Source organism: Shewanella sp. 125m-7 (assembly GCF_052977045.1).
This window is the reverse complement of record NZ_JBRILQ010000031.1, coordinates 1-17,679: the sequence shown is the minus strand read 5'-3', so window position 1 is coordinate 17,679 and position 17,679 is coordinate 1. Positions and strand designations below refer to the sequence as shown.

Annotated in this window: 15 protein-coding genes, 1 other RNA gene and 1 pseudogene; 9 read left to right on the top strand and 8 right to left on the bottom strand. The window is 46.5% G+C overall.

Annotation, left to right across the window (positions count from 1 at the left end; translation table 11 throughout):
* Nucleotides 1-42: 42 nt before the first annotated feature.
* Nucleotides 43-600 (bottom strand): type II secretion system protein, encoded by a 558-nt coding sequence (locus ACVBIL_RS14285; RefSeq protein WP_447167677.1) that lies wholly within the window; start codon nucleotides 598-600, stop codon nucleotides 43-45.
* A gap of 278 nt (nucleotides 601-878) precedes the next feature.
* Here ACVBIL_RS14285 and ung point away from each other — a divergent pair, with 278 nt between their 5' ends.
* Nucleotides 879-1,547 (top strand): uracil-DNA glycosylase, encoded by a 669-nt coding sequence (gene ung / locus ACVBIL_RS14280; RefSeq protein WP_447167638.1) that lies wholly within the window; start codon nucleotides 879-881, stop codon nucleotides 1,545-1,547.
* A 79-nt stretch (nucleotides 1,548-1,626) separates the two neighbouring features.
* On the opposite strand, the gene ACVBIL_RS14275 is transcribed toward ung, so the two are convergent.
* From ACVBIL_RS14275 to ACVBIL_RS14255, 5 genes are all read right to left on the bottom strand, one after another.
* Entirely contained in the window at nucleotides 1,627-2,364 is a 738-nt protein-coding gene (locus ACVBIL_RS14275) for a DUF2182 domain-containing protein (protein WP_447167637.1), read from the bottom strand.
* A gap of 44 nt (nucleotides 2,365-2,408) precedes the next feature.
* On the bottom strand, nucleotides 2,409-3,029 hold the full coding sequence (locus ACVBIL_RS14270; protein WP_447167636.1) for a DUF1326 domain-containing protein: 621 nt from the start codon (nucleotides 3,027-3,029) through the stop codon (nucleotides 2,409-2,411).
* 209 nt (nucleotides 3,030-3,238) lie between these two features.
* Nucleotides 3,239-3,859 carry a 5-formyltetrahydrofolate cyclo-ligase gene (locus ACVBIL_RS14265; RefSeq protein ID WP_447167635.1) on the bottom strand — a complete coding sequence of 207 codons (621 nt, stop codon included), beginning with the start codon at nucleotides 3,857-3,859 and terminating at the stop codon, nucleotides 3,239-3,241.
* A gap of 806 nt (nucleotides 3,860-4,665) precedes the next feature.
* Nucleotides 4,666-4,847: non-coding RNA, 6S RNA (ssrS, locus tag ACVBIL_RS14260), on the bottom strand.
* A gap of 82 nt (nucleotides 4,848-4,929) precedes the next feature.
* The gene (locus ACVBIL_RS14255) at nucleotides 4,930-5,250 is read right to left on the bottom strand and encodes a cell division protein ZapA (RefSeq protein WP_447167634.1); all 321 of its coding nucleotides are present in this window, start codon (nucleotides 5,248-5,250) and stop codon (nucleotides 4,930-4,932) included.
* Nucleotides 5,251-5,609: 359 nt separating this feature from the next.
* On the opposite strand from ACVBIL_RS14255, the gene ACVBIL_RS14250 reads away from it, so the two are divergent.
* The 7 genes from ACVBIL_RS14250 (at nucleotide 5,610) to ACVBIL_RS14220 (ending at nucleotide 14,921) form a co-directional block, all read left to right on the top strand.
* Nucleotides 5,610-6,185: a UPF0149 family protein gene (locus ACVBIL_RS14250; RefSeq protein WP_447167633.1), complete on the top strand. Its 576-nt coding sequence runs from the start codon at nucleotides 5,610-5,612 to the stop codon at nucleotides 6,183-6,185.
* A 96-nt stretch (nucleotides 6,186-6,281) separates the two neighbouring features.
* Nucleotides 6,282-7,607 carry a 2-octaprenyl-6-methoxyphenyl hydroxylase gene (gene ubiH / locus ACVBIL_RS14245; RefSeq protein ID WP_447167632.1) on the top strand — a complete coding sequence of 442 codons (1,326 nt, stop codon included), beginning with the start codon at nucleotides 6,282-6,284 and terminating at the stop codon, nucleotides 7,605-7,607.
* A 51-nt stretch (nucleotides 7,608-7,658) separates the two neighbouring features.
* Nucleotides 7,659-8,879, top strand: coding sequence for an FAD-dependent monooxygenase (locus ACVBIL_RS14240; RefSeq protein ID WP_447167631.1), 1,221 nt, complete (start codon nucleotides 7,659-7,661; stop codon nucleotides 8,877-8,879).
* Between the two features lie 304 nt (nucleotides 8,880-9,183).
* Entirely contained in the window at nucleotides 9,184-10,278 is a 1,095-nt protein-coding gene (gene gcvT, locus ACVBIL_RS14235; protein WP_447167630.1) for a glycine cleavage system aminomethyltransferase GcvT, read from the top strand.
* A 462-nt stretch (nucleotides 10,279-10,740) separates the two neighbouring features.
* Nucleotides 10,741-11,130, top strand: coding sequence for a glycine cleavage system protein GcvH (gene gcvH, locus ACVBIL_RS14230; RefSeq protein WP_447167629.1), 390 nt, complete (start codon nucleotides 10,741-10,743; stop codon nucleotides 11,128-11,130).
* Between the two features lie 164 nt (nucleotides 11,131-11,294).
* Nucleotides 11,295-14,183 carry an aminomethyl-transferring glycine dehydrogenase gene (gene gcvP, locus ACVBIL_RS14225; protein WP_447167628.1) on the top strand — a complete coding sequence of 963 codons (2,889 nt, stop codon included), beginning with the start codon at nucleotides 11,295-11,297 and terminating at the stop codon, nucleotides 14,181-14,183.
* A gap of 273 nt (nucleotides 14,184-14,456) precedes the next feature.
* On the top strand, nucleotides 14,457-14,921 hold the full coding sequence (locus ACVBIL_RS14220) for a hypothetical protein (RefSeq protein WP_447167627.1): 465 nt from the start codon (nucleotides 14,457-14,459) through the stop codon (nucleotides 14,919-14,921).
* Between the two features lie 25 nt (nucleotides 14,922-14,946).
* Here ACVBIL_RS14220 and ACVBIL_RS14215 read toward each other — a convergent pair whose 3' ends face one another.
* Nucleotides 14,947-15,999 (bottom strand): transposase, encoded by a 1,053-nt coding sequence (locus ACVBIL_RS14215; RefSeq protein ID WP_447167626.1) that lies wholly within the window; start codon nucleotides 15,997-15,999, stop codon nucleotides 14,947-14,949.
* 87 nt (nucleotides 16,000-16,086) lie between these two features.
* Nucleotides 16,087-16,509 (bottom strand): annotated as a pseudogene (locus ACVBIL_RS14210) (alpha-amylase family glycosyl hydrolase); the annotation flags it as partial.
* Between the two features lie 436 nt (nucleotides 16,510-16,945).
* Here ACVBIL_RS14210 and ACVBIL_RS14205 point away from each other — a divergent pair.
* The gene (locus ACVBIL_RS14205) at nucleotides 16,946-17,356 is read left to right on the top strand and encodes a hypothetical protein (protein ID WP_447167625.1); all 411 of its coding nucleotides are present in this window, start codon (nucleotides 16,946-16,948) and stop codon (nucleotides 17,354-17,356) included.
* The last annotated feature ends 323 nt before the right edge of the window (nucleotides 17,357-17,679 follow it).

Genomic DNA, 17,679 nt, shown 5'->3' with positions numbered 1-17,679 from the left:
CAATTCTGAGTGTTGCTTTATCCTAAGCTAGCATTATTTATACTAGCTGCTGGGATCAGAGTCCACCAACACGCTGCCATTATTCGAATCGTAAGTAATCGATAAATGGGCGTTATCTGTGTAGTGATAGACACAAACACCTGCAACGGAACGGTCATAAGTTGCCTTGTAGTCCGTTTCATCGGCGCTGCCAGACTTAGAAATGGTAGGCTCACCGTTTTGAAATAGCACTTGCCATACTGATATACAGTCTTCTACGTTATCTAACTGAGGCGAGGCTTCATCGGCGGTGTAATAATGCTGCGCAGGCCAGCCGTTAGCATTAAAGTCGACGTGGTTATCATCAGAGTCACCAAATACTGGCAGGTTTTCAGCGGGGCCGTCACCGACTTTCACCGCCCATACGGCTCTAGCTAAATCGACGCCAGACTTAAAGGCGCCGCCCGTTGCTTTAACCTGAGCGACCTGCGCATCTTCTGACAGGCTTAAAAATTTAGGTGCGGCAACAACGGCCAGAATGCCCAAAATAATAATAACCACAACCAGTTCGATCAGCGTGAAGCCAGAATGTTGTTTAGAAGAGTGGGCTGGATAGTACATCGTTTGCCGTCCAAGAGTATAAAGAGTGGCTATATTACCACTGACACTTTTTAATAACATTGTTAATACTCATTTTAATGCTGATGGGTAGGCGTTAGTCATTATCGGGATTAATAGAGGCTAAGAGGCGAAATTGTTGAGTTTTGCGGTGTAACTAGCAAGGTTTGTGGTCGATGATGCTGTCACTAAGGCGCTAATATTGGCATTTTTAAAGGTGGTGATTGCAAGCCTTGTGCTGACCTTTTAAGCTTAGGCAAATTTTACATCAAGGTTTAGTCATGGCGCAGCATTCTAGCTGGTCCTCTTTTATCAAAGAGCAGCAACAGCAAAGCTACTTTCAAACTTTACAAGACTTCGTCAGTGCAGAGCGCGCTGCGGGCAAGGTCATTTACCCGCCAGAGAATGAAGTGCTAGCTGCATTTGATTCGACGCCACTGGGTAAGGTGCGCGTGGTGCTGATAGGCCAAGATCCTTATCATGGCCCCGGGCAGGCTCATGGTTTGTGCTTCTCGGTTAAACATGGAGTTAAGACGCCGCCGTCACTGGTGAATATGTACAAGGAGCTGGCAACAGATATTGATGGTTTTACTATTCCAGAACATGGCAACTTGAGTCACTGGGCTGAGCAGGGAATATTGATGCTCAACACGGTGTTAACCGTCGAGCAGGGCAAGGCACACTCTCACGCTAAAGCGGGTTGGGAAACCTTCACTGCCAATGTGCTTGAGTTACTGGATCAGCAAGCTCAGCCGATAATCTTCGTGCTTTGGGGCGCCCACGCGATTAAAAAGGGCAAAGCTATTAACGCACCACAGCATCAGATAATCTCAGGGCCACACCCATCGCCGTTATCGGCTTATCGCGGTTATTTTGGCTGTAAGCACTTTTCAAAAATCAATGAGCTATTACAAGCAAGAGGCGAAGCGCCAATAGACTGGCAGGTTTAACCATCATCTATATAAGATAAAAAAGAGCCCTTGAGCTCTTTTTTATGGTCCGTTTTTTACGACAACAGTGAAGCGCTTCTTAACCCACCAATAAGTAGCCCCCAAATCCAAGGCAACCCAGACAAATACTGAGGTTGATAGCTTCGGGCCAGCGAACGACTTTTTCGAGTAAAACCAGAATCGACAGCGCTAAAATCCAACCAATATGCATCACGCCAACAACTAACAATAGCGCCATTAGTAGCCAGCAGCAGCCCACGCAATAAAAACCGTGTTTGAGCCCCATCTTGATGGCACCTAACCTGCCTTCTTGCCACTGGGTCATAAGAAAATTAAGCGGTGAGCGGCAGTGGTTTAAGCACTGCTGTTTCAAGGGCGAGATCTGATAGATGCCAATAACAATCAATAAAATACCGCTGAAAATAGAGTTGCCGCTCTGCATCATAGAGGTCATTAGCGCCAGTTCATGTAGTTGCCACTGAACAAGGGTGATGCCAAGGCTGTACAAACTCCATATTAGTAGGTAACCGAGAATAAATAGATTAGAAGAGACAAACTCTGCATTTCTTTGCTTACGAGTACGGCTGATTTTGGCAAACAACATAATCATCGGAGTGGCTGAAGGCATCATCATGCCTACCATCATTACGGCCCACATGATAAACACCATGGTTAGTTCATAAATATGCCAGTGCGGTGACATCACCATGGTCATATCAAACAGCATGTAATACCAACTGAAGCCTGTAAGCAGGATAATGCTAGCCCAAGTGACTGGAGAGTGGAGGTGATGAGTTATTTGCGAGATATTGACCATTTACCAACCTCTCTATTAGATAAATATTCCCGCAGTAACGCGATTTATCCATTAGGCCATTGTACATTGGCTTTAGCGGCAAATTTACCCGCATGGTTAAAGCTAAGCGCATCATGTTCGATCCACATACTTTCAGTGGTCCCAATTCGGCCATCGTTCCAGATAAATCCTCCGTCAGGAAAGGTGATATGCACGTGTTGCTCCTCGCCAGTGACAGGGTTCATCAATGGTTTCTGCTTAACCTGCATAACCCCGTTAACATCGAAAGAAGCATTGTCTTCACTGGTATCCATATTGATATCGACCATGACTGGGCCAACAAGCGTGGTAAAGGTCGTAGCCAAGGCTTCTAGCGGCATACCACCGGCAGCACCCGTAAATATGCTGGCTAACGCTGAGGTTTGTTCATCAGTTGCACTCGAGTCAATAAATAAGATGCAAGTACCGTTGCCCTCATGGATAGCGGCGGGCCACTTTATGGCGAGAACAAGCTTTAACCCGTCGAGATTAACGTCATTGTAATGCCCCTGATTGACCTTAAACCCGAGTAACGCCTCGCAGGAACCAAAGTCGGGAAAACCATCAAACTGACAGCCGCAACCGTGATTACAGTTACAGGTTTCAATCTGGTGCATGTTTAGCGACCAGTTATTTTCAGCACTCATAATCGCTGTCCAAATAATAAAAGGTGCTGTTAAGTATAGTCCTACCTCATCACTGAAATAGGCAGTGAAAAGGTAAAGTGGCGTGGAATATATTTAGGGGGTAAGTGGTGATTTTAAGCTGTTGTTTTCACAGCCGCGATGAGTGAAACATATAGCCAAAAGCGTTAAACAGCCTGTTATCAGCAGCAATTAGTCTAAAGCGCGTATTGCTAAAATTGGTAGCTATGGCTAGGTGTGAAAATATATGGCAATGCTACGTCCCAGTGTTCACAGGGAAGGGCGTCGACCAACTGGCAATCATGGGCATAGCCTATGGGTAACGGCTTACCCTTAAGCTGCCAGTTAGCAAGAGTCCTATCATAGTAGCCGCCGCCCATGCCCATTCTGTTGCCTTGCAGATCGAAAGCGACAAGCGGGGTGATCACCACATCAAGCTGATGCGCCAGCAGCATCTGAGTAATATCAAGTTTTGGTTCCCAAATACCTAAGTGACTCTTTATTAGCTCGGAGTCTCGCTCATAGCGTAAAAAGATCAGGTTACCTTTGCTGAACGGGTGTAATCGAGGTAAATAAACCTTGATGCCTTGTTGCCAAAGCGCCTCGATTAACGGTTTAGTATCGAGCTCACCGTCATTGCTAAGATAAAGAGCCACACTGTTTGGCCTGTATTTTTCAAGCTGTGATATTGCCCTACTTGCCGCGGTTATAGAGTCATCTTTTTGCTGCTTTTCAGATAATGAACGGCGCGCCTCACGTACAAGCGAACGAATCGCCTTACGGGAAGCTTGTGTATCGACGTTGCTAGGGGATAGCTCTGATTTTGGCAGCATAAAAAGACTCCATTCAATGAGCGATGAAGTTTATCACAAAGAAAGTAAGGTACTAGGTAAAGCAGGATCTAGGTGTAAGCCAAGACGATATAAGCCAAGACGATACAAGCTGAGACGGTTCAAGCTGAGACGGTTCAAGCTGAGACGGTTAAAGCCAAGAAGGTATAGGCCAAGACGATACAAGCCATGACGGTTTAAAGCCGACAAAAGCGTTAGAGAAAAGCAGATATATTTTTGTAGGTTGGGCTTTAGCCCATCAATTTTAACCTCATGCGCAAGGTCTGTCGGCATAAATGCCGACCTACAAATAAGATTCTAGGAAAAGCACTGAGCAGTTCTGTTTCTGTTTTGGTTTTGTCTTGTTCTTTTGCTTTTCCTAGAAGGGCGAAGCCCGTCCTCGAAGCGAAGCGCCCTAGGATCTAGGACCAATAGAAGCCCCCGCACTCTCTTTATCAAGAGTCCGACGGGTCGGTATCACCAATGCGCAGAAACAAAAAAGCCACTCAGTCATCGACAAAGTGGCTCAATATTTTTAGGACCTAGGACCTAGGACCTAGGACCTAGGACCTAGAAATTAAATTGCTCCCCGCACTCTCTTTATCAAACGTCTTCATAAAGAGTCCGATAGGTCGGTATCACCAATGCGCAGAAACAAAAAAGCCACTCAGTCATCGACAAAGTGGCTTGATGTAAGAATTAAATTGCTCCCCGCACTCTCTTCATAGAGAGTCCGACAGGTCGGTATCACCAATGCGCAAATAAAAAAAACCACCGTTATTGCTAACGATGGCTTTTTCATAATTAAATTGCTCCCCAGAATACCGACCGCTGGTGTAGCCCTTGAACCGTAGGTTCAAGGCGGGTAAATGAATACCTCCTAAGGCTTCTCGGTACGAGCCGAGCTTGCACAATGTCAGTAAAACATTCACCCTGGGTTTGTAATTATCGGCACAGGGACATTACCAGCTAGCGAATATCCCAGGGAGCAAAACTTGTGTTCGTAAACCAGTCGGGTGACTAAAATGGGCTTACGATAAAACGGTTAACACCTGCTTGTTAAGCAAGCTCTATTATAACGACTTTTCGTCAGCTTTTGTAGTGCGCTCAACGAGTGCATCTTCAATGGTTGACTGTAGCAGACCGATTCTATTGTCCATCTGCTTGATATAATCTTGATTCTTTTGCTGTTCTTCTAACAGCTCATAACCGATATTTAATGCTGCCATAATGGCAATTTCTTCACGGCTAATATTGTTAGTACGTGCTTTAAGCGAGGTTAATTGTTTTTCGAGATTGATAGCCACATGCCTAAGCGCAGCTTCTTGTCCTTGTGGACAAGCAATAGAGTAGGTTCTACCCATAAGGGTAATTTCAATCGCCTTGCTACTCATCCCGAGAAGAATCCTTTAACCGTGTACTTGAGCGGACTATATCGGTCTCAATAGCAAAGTGCAACACGATCAACGCGCAAACTGCCCGAGTTTAGATTAATTGTTGTTTAGATCGCCATTGGCGTACAAACATAGAGCTAATCGCTAGATTCGATTTCACTTAATCGAAAACTTTACAGCATGGTAGACACTTAACATTAACGGCTTTGTCGCTAATAAGGATAACGTGGCTGAGTATGATTGCAGCATTTGTGGCTAACCCCACAAAGTTTTAGCGACTTTATGGTGGCGACTCTTGGTCGAGCCCATCACTTCTGCTAGCATGAACAATAGTAAATTTTGTGATTGGATAACACTTTATGGCTAGCCTCCCTACATTGCACATGGATAAATTACTTGCTGCACTTAACGCCGCTGAAATTGGTCAGCACCCAGTCGAAGTTCATGGTGCACTCGTCGGACTCATTTGTGGTGGTGTTGAGCAAAATGCATCGGGCTGGACTCAGCCTTTACTTGAGCTGATGAACGACGGTCAAGCGCTACCCAAAGAGCTGCAAGTCATGATTGAAGACTTGTATCAAGATGCGGTTACCCGCCTATCAGATACCGACTTTGGCTTTAGCCCAATGCTTCCAGAAGAGGAAGAGTCGCTGTCAAAGCGTGTCGAAGCCCTATCTTTATGGGTGCAAAGTTTCTTAACCGGTATTGCGATTATCCAACCAAAACTGAATCAGGCACCGCTTGATGTGCGTGAAGTCATCCAAGACCTGTCTGAAATAGCCCAAGTCGAGTTTGATGTTGGTGAAGACGAAGAGTCAGAAGCTGCATTCATCGAGCTAATGGAGTTCACTCGTATGGCAGCCTTAATGTGCTACGCCGAGTTTGGCCCTGCGGTTGATGACGACGAGCCAATCGATGTCGGTGTTCTTCACTAACTCACACTAGACCGTATACCGCCATCGCACTGAGTTGCATGGCGGTTTTTGTATCGGCAACATCACCTATTTATTGTTATTGGGTTAATACATTCCATGACGGCTCCTAACAAAGACTCAACGACAGTCAACGCTCTGCAAGACTCGCAAGATGCGCACGCAGTGCAAACCGACATTCATCATGTTGATATCGCAATTGTCGGCGGCGCAATGGCTGGGGCAACACTCGCCTTAGGGCTCGACGCCCTGTCTAAACAGCTCAATAGCGGCGCAGATGCTCTCAAGCGACCGCTTAATGCTCCAATCAAAATAGCCTTGATTGAAGCGCACAAACCCAGTAGCGAACACCCAGGCTTTGATGCGCGCTCAATAGCCATCTCTCATGGCTCGATATTCCAGTTAAAGCAGCTAGGGCTGTGGCAACAACTCGACTCATTAGCTACGCCAATTAAAAACATTCATGTGTCCGAACGCGGTAATTTTGGCATGACCGAGCTAAATAGTGAGTCACTGCATCTGCCATATCTAGGTCAAGTGGTTGAGCTTGAAGCCGTGGGTAATAAACTCTTTAGCCTGCTTGAAAAGAGCCATGTGGCGCTATATTGCCCCGCTAAACTGCAACGTGTCGATGCACAAACTGACGCGCAGCTCCTGACGCTTGAAGACGGTCAGCAGATCTCAACTAAGCTATTAATTGCTGCCGACGGGCTTAACTCAAAAGTGCGCCAAGCCTTTAAGCTGCCATTAGAGCAAGTCGATTTTGGTCAACGCGCCATTATTACCAATATTCATACCGAGCAAGCGCATCAAGGTTGGGCTTATGAGCGCTTTACCCAAAATGGGCCATTAGCCTTACTGCCCATGGCCGATAGTAAAAGTGAGTCACGCTTATCTATGGTGTGGGCAATGCCAGAGGATGACGCCGAGCAGCTATTAACGGCGCCAAAAACCGAGTTTATTGAGCAACTGCAGCAAGCCTTTGGCTATCGTGCGGGGCGCTTTATCGATATTGGTGAGCGTTTTAGTTATCCGTTAATGCTGTCGTATATGCCAAGGCCGATTTACCATCGCACGATATTTTTAGGCAATGCGGCGCAAACCCTGCACCCGATAGCGGGCCAAGGCTTTAACTTAGGTCTGCGTGATGTGGTATGCCTAATTGATGTGCTCAAGCAAGTGCTGACTAACACGGCTGGCACAGCTGTCGATATCGGCAGCACGACTGTAACCCACGGCTACCTTGAGCGCCGCACAGCCGACAGACAAAGCACAATGAACAACATTGAGTTCTTAGTGCGTGGATTTTCCAATGATCACTGGCCATTGGTGATAGGCCGCAACTTAGGGCTGCGATTATTGTCATGGTTTCCGCCACTTAAAACACCCGTGGCGCAAAAAGCAATGGGCTGGATTAACCGCTAACGCATTGTTAATGGATCATATAACCGAACGTTTAATGAGTAAGGGTAAAAGATGTTAAGCACACAAACTTATGATGTTGCTATCGTTGGTGGGGGCATGGTTGGCCTTGCTACGGCCATAGGCTTGGCGATGGAAGGCATTAAAGTCGTGGTGATTGATGCGGGCCAAACCCATGCGGTATCAGGCGCGCCTAAGCTTAGAGTTAGCGCTATTAATAAAGCCAGCCAACAGCTTATAACTAATTTAGGTGCTTGGCCTTACTTGGCTGCAGCAAGAGTGAGTCCTTACCAAAAGATGCAAGTGTGGGACAAAGACAGCCTAGGTAAAATTGATTTTGACGCGCATTCTCTAAGCGAAACTCATCTTGGCTCGATCATCGAGAACGACGCCATCGCCTTTGCACTGGCTGAGCGTGCATCAGAATTTAGTGAGTTAACCTATATTGAAAACCAGCGTTTAGAGCGTATCGCCTTTGGCGAGCGCGAAGCCTGGTTAACCTTAGATAATGGCGACAGCTTAAGTGCCGCGCTCGTTATTGCTGCCGACGGCGCTAACTCATGGGTGCGCGAGCAGTGCAAGATCCCCATGACCTTCTGGGACTACAACCACCACGCGATAGTGGCCACGATTCGCACCGAGCTGCCCCATGGTGATACAGCAAGGCAGGTGTTCGACAAACAAGGCCCATTAGCCTTTCTGCCTTTATATGAAAAAGATTTGTGCTCAATTGTCTGGTCAGTATCGCCAGAGAAAGCAGACGAGTTACTTGCATTAGATAAGGTGAGCTTTGAGCGCGCATTAACCGCCGCCTTTGATGGCCGTTTAGGCATGTGCAGTCTTGAGAGTGAGCGCCAATCCTTCCCACTGCGTATGCGTTACGCACGTCACTTTGCACGGCCGCGCTTAGTGTTAGCGGGCGACGCTGCACACACTATTCATCCGCTTGCAGGCCAAGGGGTAAACTTAGGTTTTCTAGACGCCGCCAGCATAGTCGAGGTGGTGAGCGAGCTTAAACAGCAAGGTAAAGACATTGGCGATTACCGTCATCTACGTGATTTAGAGCGTTGGCGTAAAGCCGAGGCACTAGAGATGATAGCGGCAATGGAAGGTTTTAAAAGGTTGTTCCAAGGCAGCAACCCGATAAAAAAAGCCATTCGTGATCTTGGCCTAAATATCGTTGATAATTTTGCGCCATTGAAAACACTGTTTATTCAACAGGCGTTAGGCAGCAAGAACAACTTGCCGGCACTGTGTAAGCGCAAACAAAATTAACAATTCGGACTCATTAGTTCGGTCTAGATAAGCCTTTAATTTCATTGGCTTGCCTCGCCTTTGTTGTTGCGGGCTATTTTTGTGTGAAGATTTCACAAATTTATAATGAGAAAAACTAATGACAAAACTGTTCGGATTAGAAAATTCTTTTGTATACAAAGTCGAGTCTCAAGGTATAATTTCGCCGCATTTTAATACGACGACATTAATCTGATGCCAGTAGATTGCTCGAGTACCCTACATAGTACTCTCTATAAAGAGCCGGTATCAGCAGCAGACTAAAAGACCCCAAAAAGGGATAAAAATGGCTAACAAAACTGTACTTTTTAACAAGCATCTAGAATCGAACGGCAAAATGGTAGATTTCCATGGTTGGGACATGCCACTTAACTACGGTTCACAAATTGAAGAGCATCACGCGGTTCGTCAAGACGCGGGTATGTTCGACGTTTCTCACATGACCGTAGTCGATGTGATTGGTGATGATGCTTGTGCCTTCTTACGTAAATTGCTAGCCAACGACGTCGCTAAGCTTAAAGTGCCAGGTAAGGCGCTATACGGCGGTATGCTTGACCATAACGGCGGCGTTATCGACGACCTTATCACTTATTATCTATCAGATACCGAGTACCGTATTGTTGTTAACTCAGCAACCCGCGAAAAAGACCTAGCATGGATTAACGAGCAAGTTAACGGTTTCAGCGTTGAAGTGACCGAGCGACCAGAGCTGGCGATGATCGCCGTTCAAGGCCCAAATGCTAAGGCAAAAGCCGCTACGGTATTTAACGATGCGCAAAACGCAGCAATCGAAGGCATGAAGCCATTCTTTGGTGTACAAGCTGACTCACTATTTATCGCAACCACGGGCTACACCGGCGAAACAGGCTACGAAGTTATCGTGCCTGAAAATGAAGCTGAAGCACTATGGCAGGCATTTTTAGACACAGGCATTAAGCCGTGTGGCCTAGGTGCGCGTGACACGCTTCGTTTAGAAGCGGGTATGAACCTTTACGGCCTAGATATGGACGAAAGCGTTAACCCACTAGCTGCTAACATGGGCTGGACTGTGGCATGGGAACCAGCGGAGCGTGACTTTAACGGTCGCAAAGCGCTAGAAAAGATTAAAACTGAAGGTACCGACAAGCTAGTGGGCCTTATCATGGACGCTAAAGGCGTTATCCGTCACGGCATGTCAGTATTCTTTACCGACAGCGACGGCGTTGAGCAGCAAGGTACCATTACCAGTGGCACATTCTCGCCAACCCTAGGTTACTCAATTGCCATGGCTCGCGTACCGCGCAGCATTGGTGACGTAGCTGAAGTTGAAATGCGTAAAAAGCGTGTACCGGTAAAAGTGATTGCACCGTCTTTCGTGCGCAATGGCAAGCAAGCCTTCTAATTTTCTGGCTTAATACTGGCTATTTAGTCCTACTTTGGCGTCGCCAGTGCTCATTGATGCTTATCAACTGCGCGCTGGCTCCTAGAATTAGCACTAAATCTCTGCGTATTTAGCTCAGAAAATGTTTTGTTTTGGCCTAGTTGATGCAGCTAGTTGATGGAGTTAGTTGATGCAGTTAGTTGAGGGATTGGGCCAATAGCGTAAAATTTGTGATTTCAGTTACAGTCTTCAACTAGAGTATTAACGTAAGTTTAGCTAAGGTTTACTTGGCAATAACGGTGACATAAAAGTTGTTGATTTGCGCAGTTGAACAAAATCAATGTCACAAACATTAAAAAGTAGATGAAATCGCAGCACTTATGATGTAAAAAAGGTGCAAAAATTGATATAAGCCTTATAGGCAAGTCAGTGTAACCTCTTATTAAATACAGAATTAGAACTATCGAATAAGGATTTAGACCAATGAGCAATATCCCAGCTGAACTTAAATATGCTTCTTCTCATGAGTGGGTTCGTAAAGAAGAAGACGGTAGCTACACAATCGGTATCAGTGAGCACGCTCAAGAGCTTTTGGGTGACATGGTGTTCGTTGAGCTTCCAGAAGTGGGCGACGACGTTAACGCTGGTGAAGACTGCGCAGTCGCGGAGTCTGTAAAAGCCGCGTCAGACATCTACGCACCATTGTCAGGTGAAGTTATCGCAGTTAACGAAGCACTAGAAGATTCTCCAGAGCTGGTAAACAGCGATGCATTCGGTGATGGTTGGTTCTTCCGCGTCATGCCAACCGACCTTGCTGAACTAGACAATTTGCTTGATGCCGAAGGTTATCAAGCAGTTATCGACGACGAATAAGCGTCGATGATAAACAAAGCCCCAACTCATCGCTGAGTGGGGCTTTGTTCGTTATATGGCTAGCAATTGCTTGCATGCCAAAGATAAATCGAATTCTAAACTAAAGAGACCGGTAGCACCGCCCCCTACAGGCAGGATACTGGCAAATAGGAACTAGGTTACTCATGACCACTGAAACCCTTACGCAGTTAGAGCAGCACGAATTATTTCTACGTCGTCACATTGGCCCAGGTGCTGATCAGCAGCAAGAGATGCTTAACTTTGTTGGTGCTGAATCACTAGAAGATTTGACCGCACAAATCGTTCCCGGTGCAATTTTACTAAACCGTGATTTGGCGGTAGGCGACTCATGTGGCGAAGCTGAAGGCCTAGCGTATATCCGCAAAATTGCCGACAAGAACAAGGTCTTCAAGAGCTACATAGGTATGGGCTACCACGGTACTGAAGTACCGAGTGTTATTCAGCGCAACGTGCTTGAAAATCCAGGTTGGTACACAGCGTACACGCCATACCAGCCAGAGATTGCTCAAGGCCGCCTTGAAGCGATTCTAAACTTCCAGCAAGTGTCTATGGACTTAACCGGTCTTGATCTTGCCTCTTCATCACTACTCGATGAAGCCACTGCTGCCGCCGAGGCAATGGCGCTATCTAAGCGTGTATCTAAAGCTAAAAAAGCTAACATCTACTTTGTGGCAGACGATGTATTCCCACAAACTATCGACGTGGTTAAAACGCGCGCAGAGTGCTTTGGTTTTGAGGTTGTCGTTGGTCCAGCTGCGGACGCGGTTAACTACGAGCTATTTGGTGCCCTGTTTCAGTACACCAACCGTGTAGGTCAAATTTGCGATCACACTGAACTGTTTGCCAAGCTGCATGAGAAAAAGGCACTTGTGTCTGTTGCAGCCGACATCATGTCGCTAGTGATCCTTAAGTCGCCAGGCTCTATGGGCGCTGACGTGGTATTGGGTAACTCACAGCGTTTTGGTGTACCAATGGGCTTTGGTGGTCCACACGCTGCATTCTTCGTGACGCGTGACGAGTACAAGCGTTCACTACCGGGTCGTATTATCGGTGCATCACAAGATACCCGTGGTAACCGTGCACTGCGTATGGCTATGCAGACGCGTGAGCAACATATCCGCCGTGAAAAAGCTAACTCAAACATCTGTACCGCGCAGGTACTGCTTGCCAACATGGCATCGTTCTACGCGGTATTTCATGGCCCACAAGGTCTTAAGACCATTGCTGAGCGCATTCACCGTCTAACCGATATCGTGGCTGCTGCACTAACAGCAAAAGGCGTTGAGCTAGTGAACAACACCTGGTTCGACACCCTATCAATTAAAGGCTTAGACGTTGCAGCTGTACAAGCGCGCGCAGTCGCCGCAGGCCTAAACCTACGCATCGACAGCGATGGTATTGTGGGTTTAAGTTTGTCTGAAACCACCACTCGCAGCGACGCTGCCGAGCTAATCGCGGTTATCTTAGGTGATGATCACGGCCAAGATGTTGCAGCTCTTGATGCAGCGATTATTGCTAACGGCAGCAGCTCAATTCCAAGCGAACTTGTGCGCACCGATGCCATCTTGACGCACCCAACGTTCAATCGCTACCAGAGCGAAACCGAGATGATGCGTTACATCAAGCGTCTCGAGAACAAAGATTTGGCGCTAAACCACTCAATGATCTCATTAGGCTCATGCACCATGAAGCTTAACGCGGCAACTGAGATGGCACCTATTACATGGCCAGAGTTTGGCAATATGCACCCATTCTGCCCACAAGATCAGGCGCAAGGTTACGCGCAGTTGCTTGAAGAGCTATCTGCATGGTTAGTGGATATCACAGGTTACGACGCGGTATCGCTACAACCTAACTCAGGCGCACAGGGCGAATACGCGGGTCTGCTAGCGATTAAGCAGTACCATGAGTCACGTGGCGACGCGCACAGAAATATCTGTCTTATCCCACAATCAGCTCACGGTACTAACCCTGCTTCAGCGCAGCTTGCAGGCATGAAAATCGTGGTAACCGCCTGTGATAAAGCCGGTAACATCGACATGGCAGACCTAAAGGCAAAAGCGGCAGAAGTGGCTGATAACCTGTCTTGTATCATGGTCACTTACCCATCGACTCACGGTGTGTATGAAGAAACCATCGGTGAAATCTGTGAAGTTATTCATCAGCACGGCGGTCAGGTTTACCTAGATGGCGCTAACATGAACGCACAGGTAGGCCTAACATCACCAGGCTTTATCGGCGCAGACGTATCGCACCTTAACCTACACAAAACCTTCGCTATTCCACATGGCGGCGGTGGACCAGGTATGGGCCCAATAGGTGTTAAAAAGCACCTTGCGCCATTCCTATCGGGTCACGCGGTAGTTAAGCATGGTCTAGAATCTGACAACAACGGCGCAGTATCTGCTGCACCATTTGGTAGTGCAGGCATCTTGCCTATCACTTGGATGTACATCAAGTTACTGGGCAAGAAAGGTCTACGTCAGTCAACGCAAGTGGCACTGCTTAACGCTAACTACATGATGAAGAAGCTGTCTGAGCATTACCCTGTGCTATACACAGGCCGCAACGACCGTGTAGCGCACGAGTGCATCATCGACTTACGTCCGCTTAAAGAAGCATCTGGCGTAACTGAGATGGATATTGCCAAACGCTTAAACGACTACGGTTTCCACGCGCCAACCATGAGCTTCCCAGTTGCGGGTACCTTGATGATTGAGCCAACAGAGTCAGAGTCTAAGGTTGAGCTAGACAGATTCATCGAGGCAATGGTGTCTATTCGCGGCGAAATCGCCAAGGTAGAAGCAGGCGAGTGGCCAGTGGACAACAACCCACTGCACAACGCGCCGCACACCCTAGCTGACATCATGGATAGCGCGTTCGATGAGCGTCCATACACGCGTGAACAAGCCGTGTTCCCAACGGCAGCGGTGAAGGCGAACAAGTTCTGGCCAACGGTTAACCGTATTGATGATGTGTTTGGCGATCGCAACCTAATGTGTTCATGCGCCCCAATCTCTGACTACGAATAATTGCTGCTTGGGCTTGATAATACTGCCTCAGTTTGACGTTTTCGCTGCTCATTGACTGGAGTCAACTCCGCGGCGAAAACGACAAACTTCATTGTCTTATCTGCGCCAGCGACGCAATTACGGAAACTGTGAGTTTGGTGGTTTCCGGTAGTTATAGAATTGAAAAAGCGACCTTTTGGTCGCTTTTTTTGTTGGCTGGGGTTTAGAACAGTTGATGGTTGCATCGAGTAGAAATAGCTAGCAAAATCTAGCTTATAAACAGAGTCAGACCTAATGACGACAGACGAAATGACAAAGGCTGAAGTGGCTATGCAAGAGAAACTCCCTATTACGATTAGCGCCGATAATGGCTTTTCTAGTTCGCTGAAACCGTTATTGATTGAGCTGGAAATGTGGCTCAACTTTCAAGCCTTAAAAGCCGATTGGTATGGCGATGAAGCCTGTATCTTAGCTTTCGATTTTACCTTGGTTAGGAGCTTGGAAGATAAAGGGCTGGATGTTAGTGAAAAGAGTGGGAGCGCTGCGGCGGGAAAAGAGTGGGTCTTGGGGGATGGTTATGCTTATTGCTATGACTACGCGAGCTTAAAGACCACAGCTTTTATTGCGGTTGCAGACTTGCTTACGCCTATAAAGGGCGGTGTGGGCATAGAGCAGGCGATAAAGGGGCGGTTGGTGAGTGTGGTTAATGCGGTTGCCAGTTCTGCGGGAAGAGGGCGTAGGTTGTTAGCTTTGGGTTAGAGTCGCTAGCTCATGTCTCTACTAACTAAGGCGACGGATGAAGTGCATGACTACAAGCTTTTCCCTTGCTCCACTTTCCGCTTTGCTGCTGCCTTTTGAACTCACACATAGCGTCCCAACGGCCGCTAACTCCACTGTATTGACGACGAAACTCTTTGGCCGAGGTTATCCAAGCATCAGGTGCAATACCGAGTTCATTTAGTAATTTAGGTTGTTTTGAATCTATGACGCCTGTTTTATCATGTCGAATCGCTCTGCCAGTCCAGTCAATAAGCTCTAAGTAATCACAAAAGTGAAACGGGATCCCCGATTGACTAGCAAGATGGGTTGAACCATCAAATTTAGCGAGTGGTTTAAATGGGTCATCTACAGCAAGTTCTGGTTCTTGATTGGTGGACTTGATGGGGGTAGTTGGCTTGCTGGCGTTGCTATTAAGCGAATTTAACTCGGTAATACGCTCTTGAATAGAGGTGAACTCAGAAGTTTGAAGTGTGTCTGCTATTCCTGCTCTAATAGGGTTTAAATCCACGTACATCATACATGCAAGTAATGCCTGTTCATCGAGCAGGGCTTGAGACTTAAACCTTCCTTCCCAGAATGCCCCCGTACACTCATCTTCACGATTTGCCCTACGTGCTACTTCCTCATTAAGGCAACGCATAAACCAGGATATACTCGATAAACGCTGGTGCCACTCAGCTAATAATCCATCAAGTAGTAAACGCTCACCCTCAATTAATGTCTCACCATTCATGTATTTGGTTGCTACAGGATGCCCTTTAGTGATTTTACACCATCGACTAATGACCTCTTTGTTACTCAATGATTTAGCTTTGTCAGTGTCGATTTTAAGGACTAAATGATAGTGATTATTCATGACAGCATAGGCACAAATATCGATACAGAAGATAGTTGAAAGCGCTTTGATTTTATCGACAATCCAGCCACGCCTATGTTCAAAGCTTTTACCTGTAAGCTTATCCTCGCCACAGAGAAATGCTCTTCTGACACAACGATTTATGATGTGATAGAAAGGAGTCGATTCAGGATCTATCAAAGTTCGTCGAGCAGAGGTCATAATCGCGATCCTACACTAGGCCAAGAGGAGGTACGACAAAGCCTAGTAGAGGATGTGCTAAAGCACAAAAGATATGGCTGTCCTGTCTTTTATAAACCAAGATATACTCGATAAACGCTGGTGCCACTCAGCTAATAATCCATCAAGTAGTAAACGCTCACCCTCAATTAATGTCTCACCATTCATGTATTTGGTTGCTACAGAATGCCCTTTAGTAATTTTACACCATCGACTAATGACCTCTTTGTTACTCAATGATTTAGCTTTGTCTGTGTCGATTTTAAGGACTAAATGATAGTGATTATTCATGACTGCATAGGCACAAATATCGATACAGAAGATAGTTGAAAGCGCTTTGATTTTATCGACAATCCAACCACGCCTATGTTCAAAGCTTTTACCTGTAAGCTTATCCTCGCCACAGAGAAATGCTCTTCTGACACAACGATTTATGATGTGATAGAAAGGAGTCGATTCTGGGTCTATCAAGGTTCGTCGAGCAGAGGTCATAATCGCGATTCTACACTAGGCCAAGAGGAGGTACTACAAAGCCTAGTAGAGGATGTGCTAAAGCACAAAAGATATGGCTGTCCTGCCTTTTTCGTATAGGCAATAAAGTCTTGTTCTGAAGTAAAGCAGGCTTGGCGGTTGTTGCCGCGTTGAATGATATGTTGAGGTATACCTATCGGGTTGGCTCTCGGTTTTCTAGACATGTGCAAGTTCCCTTTGCAATGTTCACTATGTTAATGAGTATAGATGAATAACTTTAGTTTACTCTGACCCCACTTTTCCGGCAATTGGAACCACAAATGCTATAGGAGCGAAATATTCTTAAGATAAACTGGAATCACCTTTCGCTGGTTGGCGGTTGCAACCTATGGCATTAGCTAGCAGAATCAGCTCTATAAAGTAAGAACTAGACCAGAAAAAGTGACGGTAAATACCGATGACCAAGATTGATATAGAGCAACAACTTCCGATTACGATTAGTGCCGATAGCGGCTTTTCTAGTTCGCTTAAGCCGTTGCTGGTTGAGCTTGAAATGTGGATTAACTTTCAAGCGCTGAAAGCAGATTGGTATGGCGATGAAGCCTGTATCTTAGCTTTCGATTTTACCTTGGTTAGGAGCTTGGAAGATAAGTCTCTGGACTCTAAGAATCAGAGCTGGATCGTGGAGGCGGGTTACGCCTATTGCTACGACAGCGAGAGCTTAAACACCACGGCTTTTATTGCGGTTGCGGACTTGCTTGAGGCTGGTGTTGGGATTGAGCTGGCGATAAAGGGGCGGTTGGTTGCTGTGGTTAATGCGGTTGCTAGGTCTGTGGCAAGAGGGCATAGGTTGTTGGCTTTGGGGTGAGTGGTTTTGGTGGTTATAGAGTTGAAAAAGCGACCTTTGGGGTCGCTTTTTTGTTGAGACAGGAAAGTTTACTCTGACCCCACTTATTGAGCAGGCGATAAAGGGTAGGTTGGTTGGGGTGGTTAACTCTATAGGTAAGCAGCATGGATTAGTGTTTTTGGGGTGAGTGTTTTGGTGGCATTGGAGGTGAAAAAAGCGAACTGAGTAGTTCGCTTTTTGCTGGATTTAGGAAAGTTTACTCTGACCCTGACGAATCCCCACAAAAAGATAAACAGAAATAATGAGATAGGCAAAAATATGAGGAACATTCATGGCATTTGGTG